This window comes from Gloeotrichia echinulata CP02, assembly GCA_038087035.1.
Lineage (GTDB): Bacteria > Cyanobacteriota > Cyanobacteriia > Cyanobacteriales > Nostocaceae > Gloeotrichia > Gloeotrichia echinulata.
Genome location: CP051187.1, coordinates 4545737 through 4561487 on the forward strand (window position 1 = coordinate 4545737; position 15751 = coordinate 4561487).

The 15751-nt window shown below is 42.6% G+C and carries 11 protein-coding genes; 8 read left to right on the plus strand and 3 right to left on the minus strand.

Translation table 11 applies throughout. From position 1 onward, the window contains the following. Positions 1-13: 13 nt before the first annotated feature. Together HEQ19_19945 and HEQ19_19950 are read right to left on the minus strand one after the other, a co-directional pair. Positions 14-421, minus strand: a complete 408-nt coding sequence (locus tag HEQ19_19945; GenBank protein WYM01428.1) for a hypothetical protein — start codon at positions 419-421, stop codon at positions 14-16. Positions 422-774: 353 nt separating this feature from the next. Next, positions 775-1101: a hypothetical protein gene (locus HEQ19_19950; GenBank protein ID WZI66967.1), complete on the minus strand. Its 327-nt coding sequence runs from the start codon at positions 1099-1101 to the stop codon at positions 775-777. Between the two features lie 5 nt (positions 1102-1106). On the opposite strand from HEQ19_19950, the gene HEQ19_19955 reads away from it, so the two are divergent. The 8 genes from HEQ19_19955 to HEQ19_19990 all read left to right on the plus strand — a co-directional run bounded on the left by HEQ19_19955 (position 1107) and on the right by HEQ19_19990 (position 14626). Continuing rightward, entirely contained in the window at positions 1107-1721 is a 615-nt protein-coding gene (locus HEQ19_19955; protein WYM01429.1) for a triacylglycerol lipase, read from the plus strand. A gap of 323 nt (positions 1722-2044) precedes the next feature. Beyond that, positions 2045-2842 (plus strand): TIGR00297 family protein, encoded by a 798-nt coding sequence (locus HEQ19_19960; protein ID WYM01430.1) that lies wholly within the window; start codon positions 2045-2047, stop codon positions 2840-2842. A gap of 410 nt (positions 2843-3252) precedes the next feature. Next, entirely contained in the window at positions 3253-4011 is a 759-nt protein-coding gene (locus tag HEQ19_19965; protein ID WYM01431.1) for a peptidylprolyl isomerase, read from the plus strand. Beyond that, on the plus strand, positions 3960-6662 hold the full coding sequence (locus tag HEQ19_19970; protein WYM01432.1) for a peptidase domain-containing ABC transporter: 2703 nt from the start codon (positions 3960-3962) through the stop codon (positions 6660-6662). Before HEQ19_19965 ends, HEQ19_19970 begins: the two co-directional genes overlap by 52 nt. Before the next feature lie 670 nt (positions 6663-7332). Beyond that, on the plus strand, positions 7333-8847 hold the full coding sequence (crtD, locus tag HEQ19_19975) for a C-3',4' desaturase CrtD (protein ID WYM01433.1): 1515 nt from the start codon (positions 7333-7335) through the stop codon (positions 8845-8847). 607 nt (positions 8848-9454) lie between these two features. Next, positions 9455-11731 (plus strand): ATP-binding protein, encoded by a 2277-nt coding sequence (locus HEQ19_19980; GenBank protein WYM01434.1) that lies wholly within the window; start codon positions 9455-9457, stop codon positions 11729-11731. Beyond that, positions 11721-12182 carry a response regulator gene (locus HEQ19_19985; GenBank protein ID WYM01435.1) on the plus strand — a complete coding sequence of 154 codons (462 nt, stop codon included), beginning with the start codon at positions 11721-11723 and terminating at the stop codon, positions 12180-12182. The genes HEQ19_19980 and HEQ19_19985 overlap by 11 nt, the downstream gene beginning before the upstream one ends. A 473-nt stretch (positions 12183-12655) precedes the next feature. Next, a complete protein-coding gene (locus HEQ19_19990; protein ID WYM01436.1) occupies positions 12656-14626 on the plus strand; it encodes a PAS domain-containing protein in 1971 nt (656 codons plus the stop codon). Position 14627: 1 nt separating this feature from the next. On the opposite strand, the gene HEQ19_19995 is transcribed toward HEQ19_19990, so the two are convergent. Further along, on the minus strand, positions 14628-15203 hold the full coding sequence (locus HEQ19_19995; GenBank protein ID WYM01437.1) for a hypothetical protein: 576 nt from the start codon (positions 15201-15203) through the stop codon (positions 14628-14630). Between the last annotated feature and the right edge of the window lie 548 nt (positions 15204-15751).

Consider the following 15751-nt stretch of genomic DNA (forward strand, 5'->3'; position numbering starts at 1 on the left):
CCAATGGCGAAAATTAACCAGGAGTCTTAATTTGACTTGCCAAGTCTAAGTATGCACTCATATTTGCCCCTGGACGGCGACGACTGTTAGAGCTAGGAACGGTAGCAGCAACATATTGAGGTGCAAATGTGGTTGGAATTGGCTCCTTAGCTGGTTCTGCTTTAGGTACTTTGCCATTGCCATTCTGTGATGCCTCTACATTAACAGGCTTAGGTGCGGGAGTGGCTGGCGCCTCTGGGACTACTGCTTGGAGAGTTTTTTTACCATTCGATACTGCTGCTGGTTTAGCTGTAACTGTTGGGGTAGCGCCAGTAGCAGCTTCGTCTAGTTCCAAGTAGAAGCCGTTGCTTTTCTTCTTCCCTGGTAATAGCCCAGTTAGGAAACCCAGAATTCCTGCGATCAATTTTTTGATAAAATCCATGACAATTTCTCCTGCATTTTATATCTGGAATTTGACCGTAATTATTAAAAACTACGTCAAAACGTTACATTTTCTTGCTGTGCGCCACCACCTTCTGGTGACAACCACTATAGGTTTGTCCTTAATCAAGGCTTAATCAACATTCTATGAAAGCGACAGTACAAGCCTTTTTAAGTCATTTTTGCCAGGACTTGTAACTTGTATACACCGGAGACTAATTATTAAATTTTACCGTAACTTAGAGCAAGATTCTTAAAGCTAGCTTAACAAAAATTAACACGAGTTAAGGGTCAAGGGTCAAGGGTCAAGGGTCAAGGGTCAAGAGTCAAGAGTCAAGAGTCAAGGGTCAAGGGTCAAGGGGTAATGGGGTACAAATGACCAATGACCAATGACCAATGACCAATGACCAATGACAAAGAGTAATGAGTAATGAGTAATGAGTAATGAGTAATGAGTAATGACCAATGACCAATGACCAATGACCAATGACCAATGACAAAGAGTAATGAGTAATGAGTAATGAGTAATGACCAATGACCAATGACCAATGACCAATGACCAATGACCAATGACCAATGACCAATGACCAATGACCAATGACCAATGACCAATGACAAATGACCAATGACCAATGACCAATGACCAATGACAAATGACAAATGACCAATGACAAATGACAAATAAAATGAATACTGAAAATCAGCAGCGAAATCCAGTGTTATTGATACATGGTATTGATGACACGGGTGCAGTTTTTAATAAAATGCGAGGCTACTTAGGAGAAAGGGGTTGGTCTGTGTATACCCTAGATCTAGTTCCGAATAATGGTGATGTGGGACTAGATAAGTTGGCAAAGCAGGTAGCAGATTATGTTGTGGCTAATTTTGCACCAGAACAACCTCTCAATTTAGTCGGCTTCAGCATGGGAGGAATTGTCAGCCGTTACTATGTCCAGCGGCTGGGCGGAATTGAGCGTGTGCAGCGGTTTACGACTATTTCTTCACCCCATTATGGAACTGTGATGGCTTATGCTTCCCAGCGTCCTGGCTGCGTGCAAATGCGCCCGAATAGTATTTTTCTCAAGGATTTGAATTCTGATGCTGCGATGTTGAAGCAACTGAACTTTACATCGATTTGGACGCCCTATGATTTGATGATTGTGCCAGGGAATAGTTCACAAATGCCACTGGGAACAAATGTGACAGTACCTGTTGCCTTACATCCGTGGATGTTGACAGACTCTAGGAGTTTGGCAATAGTAGCACAAGCATTAGCAGAACCAATTAAGGTTCAAGTTTAAATCAGTGAACAGTCAACAGTTATCAGTTCAGGACTTACGCTAGTGTCACATTTAAACAATGGTGCGTGACGCCACAAGTCTTGCGACTGCGTACAATATTTATCGATGCGTCACGCACCCTACGATTATTAATGTGCCCGGAGAGCTATACTATTGATGTTTTTATGGACAAGGGCGATCAACAAAAGTTTTTCCTTCTTTATCCGGAAACAGCAGAGAAAGTATGCATTTTCTAGATTAAGGGGTCGCCTAGATCAAGTGCTAAAGTTCTAAATTCGTGATTTTGTTGATTTTCTGGCAAAACTACTCATAATTTATTGAATATGCTATCTTTGATTAATTCTGCGAGTCCCTGGCTGATTGGAGTAGGATTAAACACAATTTTGTTGGGTTTAGTTTGGATTGCTCCTAAAAAACTGCTTACTCCTGCAGGAATCTTCCACGCTTGGTTACTGGGTGTACTCATTTGGGGAACGTTAGGTTGGCAAGGATATCTAGTAGTAGGGTTCTATTTTCTGGTTGGTTCCGGGGTGACACGCATCGGTCTAGCACAAAAAGAAGCCGAAGGAATTGCCGAAAAGCGTTCTGGGGCTAGGGGTCCGGAAAATGTTTGGGGTTCGGCGTTGACTGCGGCGTTATGTGCCTTGGGAGTAGGGGTAATCAATTCGGAATTATTTGCACCCACATCCGGGTTCCTAGTCCCTAGTCTGCAGTATCTATTAGTGTTAGGCTATGTAGCGAGTTTTAGTACCAAACTTTCTGATACCTGTGCTAGCGAAGTTGGTAAAGCATACGGAAAAAGTACGTTTTTAATTACCACACTGCAACCAGTACCTAGAGGTACAGAAGGGGCTATTAGTTTAGAGGGAACTTTAGCCGGTGTGGTAGCTTCAATTGCGATCGCCTTTCTTGGTTGGGGAGTTGGTTTGATTGATGCATTGGGAATCGCTTGGTGTGTAATAGCAGCGTTTATTGCCACCAATTTAGAAAGTGTTATTGGAGCAACATTGCAATCAAAATATACGTGGCTGACCAATGAAGTGGTCAATATTTTGAATACATTAATCGGCGCGATCGCCGCTATCCTAATTGCTTTGGTTTGGTCTAGTGCCACTTTCTAATTAATTATTTATTTATTTATTTATTTACTTATGACAAATGATTTCCCAATGGTTATGCTAGTATGTGGTTCTATTTGGCGAAGTGATGTACTAGTACTGAGGTAAAAAATTGTACGCCGCAGGAAAATTGAAAGTAGGAATGGGAGATTGTTTTAGTTAAACATTTTTCTCTGCATCGAGTTTATAAAATATTAATTAATGGTATCTGTCAAGCAATGCCCAGATTTTAGATTTGCGATTCTGCACAAAGTCTAGGCAAAGTTTTTCTTTGGTCAGAAATATCCCAGATGGATTTACTCAGGCGACGGGAGGAGGGAAATAAGAAGCAACACGGTTCAGTTAAACCTAAAATTGCATATTTCCGTATTTAGAGTTATATATTTTCCTAGCACTTTTCTAGTAACTAATTCATGGAAAATTTATCATTTTTGACCATCAATGACCAACCAATTTTGATTGAGCAGGCAATCAAATATCTGCAAGCATCAGGAAAATTGACGCATTTCATTGGTGATATTCTTCGCCAGTACGTCATCGAACAAGAAATCCAAAAGCGAGAAGATATTGACATCAGCCCGGCTGTAACGGAACAAACAATAATTGATTTTCGGCTAAAAAATCAACTAACTGAACCTCAAGTTTTTCAAGAATGGTTGAGTAAAAATGGCACTGATTACGCGACATTTTACTCATCAATTACTTTGAGCTTTAAGTTAGAAAAACTGAAAGCTGTTCTGACAGAACCAAAACTTCCCGAATATTTTATTGAACGGAAGATTTATCTGGATCGGGTAATAATCTCTCGGATTGTTGTGGAAAATCGCGAATTAGCTGAGGAACTACAAACCCAAATCGAAGAAGGAGGTAACTTTGAGCAACTTGCTAAAGAGTATTCAGTAGCAGATGAACGAATTGTTAATGGAATGATGGGACCAATCAGTCGAGGAACAATGCCCGATATACTCAGGGCTGCTATTGATGCGGCCAGTCCGGGACAATTGATTGGACCAATAGAAATAGAAGGACGTTATGGTTTGTTTCGAGTAGAACAATTTCTGCCAGCGTCTTTAGAAGATATTCAACTAAAGCAAGCACTACAAAATGAGTTGTTTGAGAAATGGCTAGCAGAGAAAATTCAAAAGCTGACAGTCAAATTACAAGTGAACTAAAATTTCTGGATGATGAATCTCTACAAATAAACGTGCTAGCTTTAGTACCGTGGAATCAACCGCCTTTATGCTGGCTAACTTCTGATCAACAAGCCCGATGGCAAAATCAGTTGAAAATCTGTCGCTATCGGATTGGTGAAAAAATCTGGTCAACCGAGACGGGGGGGTACCAGTTTTTGATTATTACAGGTAAAGTGCGCTTGCGAGAAGAAGGAGTTGGTAAGCCATTGACAGTCCTACAAGAAGGGGATTGGTTTGGCGACTTACAAAAATTTTCTGTTGAGTGCAAAGCTAGCGCTGTTAGTAAAGAAGTCGTGTTAGTCTGTTGGGCTGTAACATTGTGGGCGGAAGTTTCCACGCCACAAATTGAAAGCTTCTGGCAAACTTCCCAACAACCGGGGGACAATGGGAAAGGGGAAGAGGAGGCGAATGTTTTCCAGTCCCCACTCCCCCAGCGATGCACTGAGCTTGCCGAAGTGTCCCTAGTCCCTAGTAAAGAGTCCCTAGCCTCCAATCCCATAACCTCCAGCTATCCTTTTGTTTCCAGTTGGAACACCGGCGCTGCTTGTTTAACAATGGTGGCGCAACAGTTAGAAAATGCGGTGAAACTGGAATGGGTACAACGCCAACTCAGGGGACAACGCCCAAAACATGTAGTGGAAGCAGGCGAAAAGTTAGGGCTGATGTTGCGACGGTTGCAAGTAGATTGGAGTCAGCTGCGCCAATTATCATTTCCCGCATTACTGCTGTGGAATCCTGACTCATTACCAACACCGCAATGGGTGGTAGCCTATGGAGTGAAAGGCGATCGCCTAATTATTGCCAATCCCCTCAATCGTGATCTTACTTGCGAAAGTCTACCCCAATCAACGGTTGAGTCAGCCTGGGATGGGAAAATATGGCAAGTAGAACTCATATCCCAACAAGAAAAATTTAATCTCGGTTGGTTCACCCCAGCAGTTTGGAGATATCGGGGATTATTAGGAGAAGTTTTAGTAGCATCTTTTACGTTGCAGCTTTTGGGGTTAGCGACACCGCTGATTACCCAAGTCGTGATTGATAAAGTGATGGTGCAAGAGAGTTTACCAACACTCGATGTTATGGCGATCGCACTTTTGTTAGTCGCTATATTTGAGGCTATACTCGGTATCCTGCGGCTATTCATCTTTACCCATACAGCTCGACGCCTAGATCTCAGTTTATCAGCCCAGCTATTTCGCCACCTCATGCGTCTGCCTTTAGCTTATTTCGAGTCGCGGCGCGTCGGTGACACAGTAGCACGAGTTCAGGAACTTGAACAAATCCGTCAGTTCCTCACAGGTACAGCATTGACGGTGATTTTAGATAGCATTTTTGCCGTGGTGTATCTGGTATTGATGTTTTACTACAATATTCCCCTGACCTTTGTAGCCTTGGCTGTACTGCCATTGTTTGCTACTTTGACAATAGTTTCCACCCCAATTCTGCGTAACTGGCTCAACGAAACATTTAACCGCAGTGCTGATAGTCAATCGTTTCTGGTGGAGACAGTTACCGGAATTCACTCAGTCAAAGCCCACGCAGCCGAACCCGTAGCACGCGATCGCTGGGAAGGCTTGTTTGCTCGCTTCATCCGCACTGGTTTTAAAGCTTCTACTACCTCTAATATTAGCAGTAATATTGGTGATTTTCTGACCAATTTTTCCACTTTACTAATTCTTTGGTTTGGCGCCAAATTAGTAATTGATCAAAAACTCACCGTGGGTCAGCTTGTGGCTTTTCAAATGTTATCAGGCAGAGTCACAGGTCCCCTATTACGTTTAGTGCAGTTGTGGCAAAACCTGCAACAAGTTCTGCTATCTGTAGACCGCATTGGTGATATTCTCAATGTCGCACCAGAAGCTGAAGCTGGAACAGGTTTAGTTTTACCACCCCTCAAAGGTCAAGTCACTTTTGAACAGGTATTTTTTCGCTACAAAGCGAATATTGAACCAGTACTTAAAGGGATTTCTTTCAACGTCGAACCAGGGCAATTTGTCGGCATTGTGGGACGCAGTGGTTCTGGTAAAAGTACCCTTTCTAAACTATTGCAACGCCTTTATCAGATTGAATCAGGACGCATCCTCATTGATGGTTTTGATATTAAAAGTGCAGATTTAGCATCCCTTAGACAACAAATTGGTGTAGTTCTCCAAGAAGACTTTTTATTTAACGGTTCCATCTTGGAAAATATCACTCTTGGTAATCCAGATATTACCGCCGAGCAAGTAGTACAAGCCGCCAGACTAGCAGTAGCTCACGACTTCATCAGTCAATTACCCTACGGTTACGAAACTAATGTAGGTGAACGGGGTACAGCTTTATCTGGTGGACAGAGACAACGGATTGCTTTAGCGCGGTTATTTCTTTCCTCCGCACCGATTTTAATATTAGATGAAGCTACCAGCGCTTTAGATAGTGAAACTGAACAACAGGTACTGCAAAACCTACAGCAAATTTCCACTAATCGCACAGTATTTCTGATTGCTCACCGTTTTGCTCCCCTCAAACGGGCTGATTTAATTGTGGTGTTAGAAAAAGGTGTGATTGCTGAACGTGGTACCCACTCACACTTGTTACAACAAAAGGGTTTGTACTGGTCGCTATATCAACGACAACAGGCGAATATTTAGCATCACGAGGAAATCTCAGCAGACAACTGCTCATTTATAGCTGGGGTAGAGTCAACCTTACCTCAGTCTTTTTTTATGACCTACTCTGGGGGCACATTACTCCCGAACCGCTGGAAGATTACCGTTCCCTACGGGACGCTACGCGAACGCGGAGCGTCCCGTAGGGAAATAATTTTGAGCTTCTGCATTCGCGCAGCGTCTGTCTTCGACACGCTACGCGTAAAGCCTGCGGCATAGCTTCGCTTACGCGTAGCGTCCCGCTCTTAACGCAGAGAAGGCGCAAACGCGAGTGCGTCTGTCTCCGACACGCTTCTCTACGAGCGCCGAAGGCTACGCGAACGCAGAGAAGAAGGATATAGGTCAATACAGTTCAGTTAGGCTCGAATGGTATACAGTGTAGGGGCACGGCATCCAAAATCTTTTCTTCTAATGACAATTTTATTCGTGCCGTGCCCCTACGACAATTTTCCTTAACTGAACTGTATTGGGATATAGGTAATCTTAGACCGGGAAGGAAGTAATAATCGTAGGGTGCGTGACGCAGCGATAAATATTGTACGTAGTCACAAGACTTGTGGCGTCACGCACCATTCTTTAAATATGACACTAGCGTAAGTCCTGTTTTTGTTAGAATTATGAATAATATTAAGAAATATAAATTTAAGTATCAATGCCCAGTATTTCTCTTGACAAAAGTAAACCCCGCGTTATCGTCGTCGGTGCGGGAATTGGTGGGCTAACTGCTGGTGCATTATTAGCCCATAGAGGCTACAGCGTTCTCATCTTAGACCAAGCCCTCGTGCCTGGAGGTTGTGCTTCGACGTTTAAACGCAAAGGTTTTACCTTTGATGTGGGAGCAACTCAGGTTGCTGGGTTGGAGGTGGGGGGTATTCACCACCGCATATTTTCAGAATTGGCTCAGGACTTACCAGCCGCAACGCCTTGTGATCCGGCTTGCGTGGTCTATCTCCCTGGTGAAAAAACGCCAATTAATGTCTGGCGTAACCCAGAAAAATGGCAAGCAGAACGCCAACGACAGTTTCCTGGTAGTGAGCCGTTTTGGCAATTGCTGGCAACTTTATTCCATGCGAGTTGGGAATTTCAAGGACGTGATCCGGTGTTACCACCGCGTAATTTGTGGGATTTGTGGCAATTAGTTCAAGCTGTACGTCCTAGTACTTTAATTACAGTACCCTTTACCTTGTTGACCGTGGGCGATGCTTTACGGTTGTGTGGGCTAGGAAATGACTACCGGCTGAGAACTTTTTTGGATTTGCAATTGAAGCTATATTCCCAAGTAAATGCTGAGGAAACAGCATTACTTTACGCCGCTACAGCCTTAAGTGTATCCCAACTACCCCAAGGTTTATTTCATCTCCAGGGTAGTATGCAGGTACTGAGCGATCGCCTGGTACAAGCCTTGGAACGAGACGGGGGTAAGTTGTTGATGCGCCACACCGTGGAAAATATCCAAGTGGAAAATAATCAAGCCACTGCTGTTGTCATCAAAAATCAGCAAACAGGCGAAATTTGGACAGAAACAGCAGATCATATAGTTGCCAATGTCACCGTACAGGATTTAGTGAGACTACTGGGTGAACAGGCTCCAATTGGGTATAAACAGCGAGTAAAAAAATTGCCCCCAGCATCAGGCGCATTTGTCGTCTATTTGGGTGTAGATGCTAGCGCCATTCCTGTTGGTTGTCCGCCCCATCTGCAATTTATGTACAATGCCAATGGACCGATAGGCGAGAATAATTCCTTATTTGTATCCGTCAGCCATAGCGGAGATGGACGGGCCCCAGATGGTAAAGCGACAATAATTGCTTCTTCATTTGTAGACCCTACCCAGTGGTGGGAGACTAAGGATTATGTCGGACTCAAACAGAAGTATACAGAAGAGGCGATCGCTCGACTGGGCGAATATTTCTACCTCAAACCAGAAACCATAATACATCAAGAAGTTGCCACACCGCGCACCTTTGCCCGTTACACAGCTCGCGATCGCGGTATAGTTGGTGGTATTGGTCAACGCATACCCACTTTTGGTCCCTTTGGCATTGGCAATCGTACACCCATCAAGCATCTGTGGTTAGTCGGTGACTCTACCCATCCCGGTGAAGGTACCGCTGGGGTGAGTTATTCGGCGTTGACAGTGGTTAGGCAAATTGAATCTCAATCGTAATAAAACAATGGTGCAAGTAGTATCTACAGAATTAACACTAGAAAAAGTTCAACAAGCTGTTGACGCAATTCTTAATACTTTAGCTTTCCCGACAGAAGCCCCACGCTCACTCGAATGAGCGTGGGATGAATGGCGCGTGAGTGACGAGGGGAAAATAAGGCATTTTTAGCCCCCCTTAAAAAGGGGGGTTGGGGGCAATGCAGTTCAGTTAGGCTCGAATGATATACACTGTAGTAGGGGCACGGCATCCAAAATTTTTTCTTCTAATGAGAATTTTATTCGTGCCGTGCCCCTACGACAATTTTCCTTAACTGAACTGTATTGGGGTTGGGGGGATCGACTCAAAACCTACGCAGTATTGCTTAAGGACCGACAATTAAAAAAATATCCAATAAGTAGGGTGCGTCAGTACCAGTAATCTCTTATCTAACCCAAGTTTTCTCGCTCCTGACGCATCCTACGGACTAAAATCTTGGGTAATTTATTTATTTTTTTGGTAGTCCCTAATGCAAGTTTTCTCTTAACCTGCAGAGGTAGGTTTTGTCTTTGTAGCCGCTAATGGAATTCACCCTGGCTCAAATTTAGTTGTAATCATTAAAGTTGAAACATGAGTATAAACCATATTCCTACTCCATTTCAAGTTGACCTCACAACCTGTGACAAAGAGGTAATTCATATTCCAGACTCTATTCAGCCGCATGGAGTGATTTTAGTATTAAAAGAACCAGAATTAACCATCCTGCAAGTTAGCAACAATACATATGATTTTTTAGGGTTAAATCCCGAAGATTTGCTAAATCAACCTTTAAGCCTTTTGCTTGATCAAGACCAAATTAATTTATTAAGAGATATCACTAATGATGAAGATTTACAATTCATTAACCACCTGGAAATTTTCATACCATTAGGTAATAATGTTGTATCTTTTGATAGCATTATGCATCGAAATAATGGGGGTTTAATTCTGGAATTAGAACATAAATTAACCGATGATAAAAATCATGGATTTTTTGAATTTTATAACTTACTAAAACGCGCTTTATCTAAATTACAGGGTGCTGCGAATGTTATAGACCTCAGTGAAATCGTTATCAAAGAGGTGAAAAAAATCACTGGCTTTGACCGAGTAATGCTTTATCGATTTAATGAAGATTGGAATGGCACAGTGATTGCTGAAGAAAAAGCAGAATGTCTCACTGCTTATTTAGGCTTCCACTACCCCGCTTCCGATATTCCTGAACCAGCAAGAAGGCTCTACAGTCAAAATTTGCTCAGGCTGATCCCAAATGTTAACGATGAGTCGGCGACAATTGTTCCTAGGAATAACCCATTAACTAACCAGTCTTTGGATTTAAGCAATTCAGTGTTGCGGAGTGTCTCACCTTGCCATATTGAGTATCTGCATAATATGGGCGTGACGGCATCAATGTCAATTGCCATCATGAAAAACCAAAAACTCTGGGGACTAATTGCTTGTCATCATCAATCACCCAAATATATATCATATGAAATTCGTAATGCTTGTGAATTTTTTGGGCGAATGATATCTATTGAATTGGTAGCTAAAGAAGACAGCGAAGATTCTGAATACAAAATACAGTTAAAATCTGTAGTGGCAAAATTAGTCGAGTATATGTCAGCAGAAAAACACTTCATTGATGGGTTGATAAATAACCAGCCTAATCTACTGAATCTCACTAATTCTCAAGGTGCTGCTATCTATTTTGAAGGTAAGTATTATACCCTTGGAGAAACTCCATTAAAACTAGAAATTCAACATTTAATAGAGTGGATAGATAAAAACGTGCATGAAGAAGTTTTTCACACGGACGGGTTATCAAAAATCTACCCAGAAGCAGAAAAATTCTCTGATTTTGCTAGCGGTTTGATGGTATTTCCTATCTCTAAAAGTCAGAGAAACTATATTTTGTGGTTTCGTCCAGAGGTGATACAAACCGTAAATTGGGGAGGGAACCCGAAGAACCCTGTCGAAGTCATGGAAGACGGTAGTTTGCATTCATCTCCCCGCAAATCATTTAATTTATGGAAAGAAACAGTGAAGTTGCAATCTCTTCCCTGGAAAACCTGTGAAGTGAATGCAGCTTTGGAACTTAGAAATGCAATTATTAGTGTAGTCCTGCGGAAAGCGGATGAATTAGCACAGCTAAATATTGAACTCGAACGCAGCAACAGCGAATTAGACGCTTTCGCCTACATTGCTTCTCATGATTTGAAAGAACCATTGCGGGGTATTCACAACTACTCAAATTTTCTGATTGAAGACTACGGCACAATATTAAATGAAGAGGGTAAAGCAAAGTTACAAACCCTAATTCGTCTCAGCCAGCGGATGGAAGATTTAATCAATTCCTTGCTGCATTTTTCTCGCTTGGGAAGGGTGGAGCTTTCGATGCAGCAAAATGATATCAATATGATTGTGAGTGGAATTTTAGACCTATTGAGTGCCAGAATTGAAGAAACAGGCGTAGAAATCCGCATTCCCAGACCCCTACCAACAGTATATTGCGATCGCGTTCAGGTAGGCGAAGTTTTCAGCAATTTAATTACCAATGCTATTAAATATAACGACAGAACCGAAAAATTGATTGAAATTGGTTACATTGACGATTCTCCTCAACCAATTACATTCTATATACGAGATAATGGCATAGGCATTCGCGAAAAACACTTTGACGCCATTTTTCGCATTTTCAAACGACTGCATAGTCAGAGCAAATATAGCGAGGGTACTGGGGCAGGATTAACGATTGCCAAGAAAATTGTGGAGCTTCATGGTGGTACAATTTGGGTGGAATCAACCTATGGCCAAGGTAGTACCTTTTATTTCACACTACAGAGAGTTGAGAACAGCGATGATAAGTAACAGTGCTAAACCTTTATTAGTGATTGAAGACAGCGACGAAGACTATGAAGCTTTGTGTCGAGTCATGCGCCAACAATCTGTAATTAACCCTGTATTTCGCTGTACCGATGGCGATGAGGCGCTGGATTTTCTCTACCACACCGGAATCTACGAAAACGTCCAAATTGCTCCCCGTCCCGCGATTATTTTGCTCGACCTAAATTTACCAGGTACTGATGGCCGAGAAGTATTGGCGCAAATGAAACAGGATGAAAATCTCAAATATATACCTGTGGTTGTATTCTCCACTTCGTCTAACCCTAAAGATATAGAAATATGTTACCGATATTCTGTTGCCAGTTATATATTAAAACCAGTTGACATTAACCGGTTAGTCAAGACAATTTCAACCTTCATTGCTTATTGGTTAGACATTGTAGTTTTTCCTGATTCAGTCAGTAACCATAATTAACTACATACTACTACTCTGTCAAGATATAGCACTTCCTATTCAGATGAGGTACAAAATTGTATCACGCGATGTAGGGGCACGGCACTGCCGTGCCCTTACCGATGTACCTCACTAGGGCGAGAAACGCTATAAAAATGATAGACTGTAGTGAGCGAGACGCTCACACTACCAAAAATCCCTCAAAACAAAATTGACAGACTACTACCAATCCTCCGTAAGTTTTGCCCAAAAACCTTAAACAGCGTAGGTTCGATTGCAATACTGCTTAGGTTAAGCCCGAAACGCCGCCCATAACTAAAGTACTTGTTCATAGCTAAAGTAGGGGATCTAGGCCTTGCGCCCCTACAAGGCTTACTGGGTAATCTTTTAACCCATTTCAATGGGTTTAAGCTTTAAGCCCGAAATTTATTTCCCGGCTCTTAACCCAATACGGTTCACTGAGCGCCTATTGAGTCCTTATTTTAAAGCTATTTATGATGCATCCCTTGACTGTTTTAATCATCGATGATTGTCTTGAAGACCGCCAGGTTTATCGTCGTTATCTACAGCAAGATCAAGAACATGACTATGAAATTATCGAAGAGGAATCAGGAGAAGCGGCTTTAGAATTGTGTCAACGCTTTCACCCTGATGGGATATTATTAGATTTTTTGCTCCCAGACTTGGATGGATTGGAATTTTTGACGAAGTTAAAACAGCAGTCCCAGCGTGATATTTCACCTGTGGTTATGTTAACAGGGTGTGGAAATGAAGCCATTGCTGTTAAAGCAATGAAAAGTGGTGTCCAAGATTATCTCGTGAAGGAACAGACGACGGGAGAACATTTGCGCTTTACTATCAGTTCGGCAATTAAGCACGCTAAACTTAGTCAGCAACTGCAACAAAGCGAGGAGCATTTACGCCAAACTCAGCGCTTTATCGAACGCATTGCTGAAACAACACCAGGAATTGTGTATGTTTATGATTTGGTTGAACGGCGTAATATCTATATTAATCCTCAGATAACTAAACTGCTGGGTTATAGTCCCCAAACAATTCAGGCTCTAGGAACAGAGTTGATTACACAGTTAATGCATCCTGATGATTTTGCTCGACTTTCTATAGCCTTCCAACAATTTGACACCGTTAAGAATGGCGAAATTATCGAAAATGAGTATCGAATACGCCACGCCAATGGCGAATGGCGTTGGTTTTCCAGTCGAGATACTGTATTCATTAGGAAATCTGACGGTTTACCGTGTCAGATAGTTGGTACGTCCATTGATATCACCCAAAACAAACTTGCAGAAACCGCCTTGCGCCAAAGCGAGGAACGCTACCGCTACTTATCTAATGCAATACCTCAACTTGTCTGGATCTGCAATGCTAAGGGTCAATACCATTATTTCAATCAACGATGGTATGAATTCACTGGACAAACAGTTGAGCAGGCGATGAGGTTGGGCTGGACAGAGATTGTGCATCCAGATGATATGTCCGCAGTTGTCCAGGGATGGTCAGTAGCGGTGCGAACCGGGGAAGTTTACGAACACGAAACTCGCTATCGTAGATTTGACAGTATCTATCGCTGGTATTTAGAGCGTGGTATCCCCCTCAAGGATGAGCAAGGAAATATCATCGAGTGGTTTGGCACAAGTACAGATATAGACGAGCGCAAACACTTAGAATTTGAGCATACCAGACTTTTAGAACTTGAGCAAGTTGCCCGCACTGAAGCTGAAGGCGCTAACCGCGCTAAAGATGAGTTTATCGCTATGGTATCCCATGACCTGCGCTCTCCTCTCAATGCTATTCTTGGCTGGGCAAAACTGTTGCGGAGTCGTCAAATGGAGCAAGCTACCGTTACCATTGCCCTAGAAACGATTGAAAGGAATGCTCAATCCCAGGCAAAACTTCTAGAAGACCTCTTGAATATTTCCCGCATCCTTCAGGGTAAACTTGAAATTGAGATGACTCTAGTGAATTTATCAAGCATTATTAATGCCGCCATTCAGGCTGCCTACCCATCGGCAATTGATAAATCTATTCGTCTAGAGTTTGTCACTGACGACTCCATCCCACCAATGATGGGCGATAGCAACCGCTTGCTACAGGTTATGTCAAATTTAATCTCTAATGCTATTAAGTTTACCCCATCAGCAGGAACAGTGCAAGTGCGGCTGTCATCTTTCACAGAAAGAAAATCAAGGGAAAATACTCAAACCTTAACCCCAAACTTTGCCCAAATCACAGTCAGTGACACAGGTATTGGGATTAGCCCTGAATTTCTACCGAACGTATTTGAACGCTATCATCAAGGAACTGATAAACAAGGTGGTTTAGGATTAGGTTTAGCGATCGCTCGTCATTTAGTCGAATTACATGGCGGTACTATTCAAGCAGCCAGCCCCGGTCTTGGTAAAGGTGCCACGTTCACAATTAAGTTACCGATAATTCATAATTGAATTATATTTCACAGGTCAAATTGGCAACATTAGCCACAGCCTGAGCATGAGTAGCCAAAAGCCTTCGTCCATCTGCTGTCACCACTAAGCTTGTCGCTTCCTGAATCGGATCACCAAGCTTCCAAGGAGTAGCAATTGGATATGTAGTCGAGGTAGTTTTCCCTCCTCTGTCCTCCTGCTGTCTGATAGCCACAGGTTTTACCTGTAGTAGATCATACGATATAGCAGATACACCATAGGGAGTTTCCGGTAAGCCATTGTTACCTGTGACGATAAATAGACCTTGCTGGGCGTTGCGACGCGCCAGACAACTACTAGCCATTAGTTGCTCTGTGCTGATAAAGTTACTTGGTTGAGTAGTTAAAGCTTTCTCTTGATTGACATTTAATACGGAGATATTCACACTGCCATTGATACCCAATTGTGAAGAAGCCGTAATATCACTATCAACAGAGCGAAATAATCCTTGGGTAACAATTTGGATATTACCACCTTTGCCTTGAAAGGAAATAACATAGGCGATTTTTATACCATTTCGCCAAAGTGCGGATACTGGTAGCAGTCCTAAATCATTCAATAGAAATCAGATCCCCGACTTCTCAAAGGATGCAGAGTCGAGAATGGTAGGTCTAACCCCTCATCGCACCGGAAAATCTCTTTTTTTGGAGTCGTTCGATGATCTGTAGGGGCGCAAGGCCTTGCGCCCCTACCCACAATCGTTCACACATCGCCGATCAAATGAGTGTTACCTTCTCTTCCTACTCCCTTCCCAGTCTAAGATTACCTATAATTTTCCTTCTTTGCGCCTTTGCGCCTTTGTGTGAGCTAAAAATTATTTCGGTAATCTTCCAGCGGGAAGGGAGTAACTCCTAGTAGATTTAACAGTTATCAGCTGTAGGGGCGCAAGGCCTTGCGCCCCTACCCACAATCGTCCACACATAGCCGATCAAATGGGTGTTACCTTCTATTCGTAAGTACTAGTAGAGTTAAGAGTTATGAGATTTCAGTCTATTCCTAACTCCTAACTCCTAACTCCTAACTCCTAACTCCTAACTCCTAACTCCTAACTCCTAACTCCTAACTCCTAACTCCTAACTCCTAACTCCTAACTCCTAACTCCTAACT

Bases quoted from the DNA above. Each gene is read 5' to 3' on its own strand.
- HEQ19_19945 (WYM01428.1), bottom strand. From the start codon at position 421: ATGGATTTTATCAAAAAATTGATCGCAGGAATTCTGGGTTTCCTAACT.
- HEQ19_19955 (WYM01429.1), top strand. From the start codon at position 1,107: ATGAATACTGAAAATCAGCAGCGAAATCCAGTGTTATTGATACATGGT.
- HEQ19_19960 (WYM01430.1), top strand. From the start codon at position 2,045: ATGCTATCTTTGATTAATTCTGCGAGTCCCTGGCTGATTGGAGTAGGA.
- HEQ19_19965 (WYM01431.1), top strand. From the start codon at position 3,253: ATGGAAAATTTATCATTTTTGACCATCAATGACCAACCAATTTTGATT.
- HEQ19_19970 (WYM01432.1), top strand. From the start codon at position 3,960: ATGGCTAGCAGAGAAAATTCAAAAGCTGACAGTCAAATTACAAGTGAA.
- crtD (WYM01433.1), top strand. From the start codon at position 7,333: ATGCCCAGTATTTCTCTTGACAAAAGTAAACCCCGCGTTATCGTCGTC.
- HEQ19_19980 (WYM01434.1), top strand. From the start codon at position 9,455: ATGAGTATAAACCATATTCCTACTCCATTTCAAGTTGACCTCACAACC.
- HEQ19_19985 (WYM01435.1), top strand. From the start codon at position 11,721: ATGATAAGTAACAGTGCTAAACCTTTATTAGTGATTGAAGACAGCGAC.
- HEQ19_19990 (WYM01436.1), top strand. From the start codon at position 12,656: ATGATGCATCCCTTGACTGTTTTAATCATCGATGATTGTCTTGAAGAC.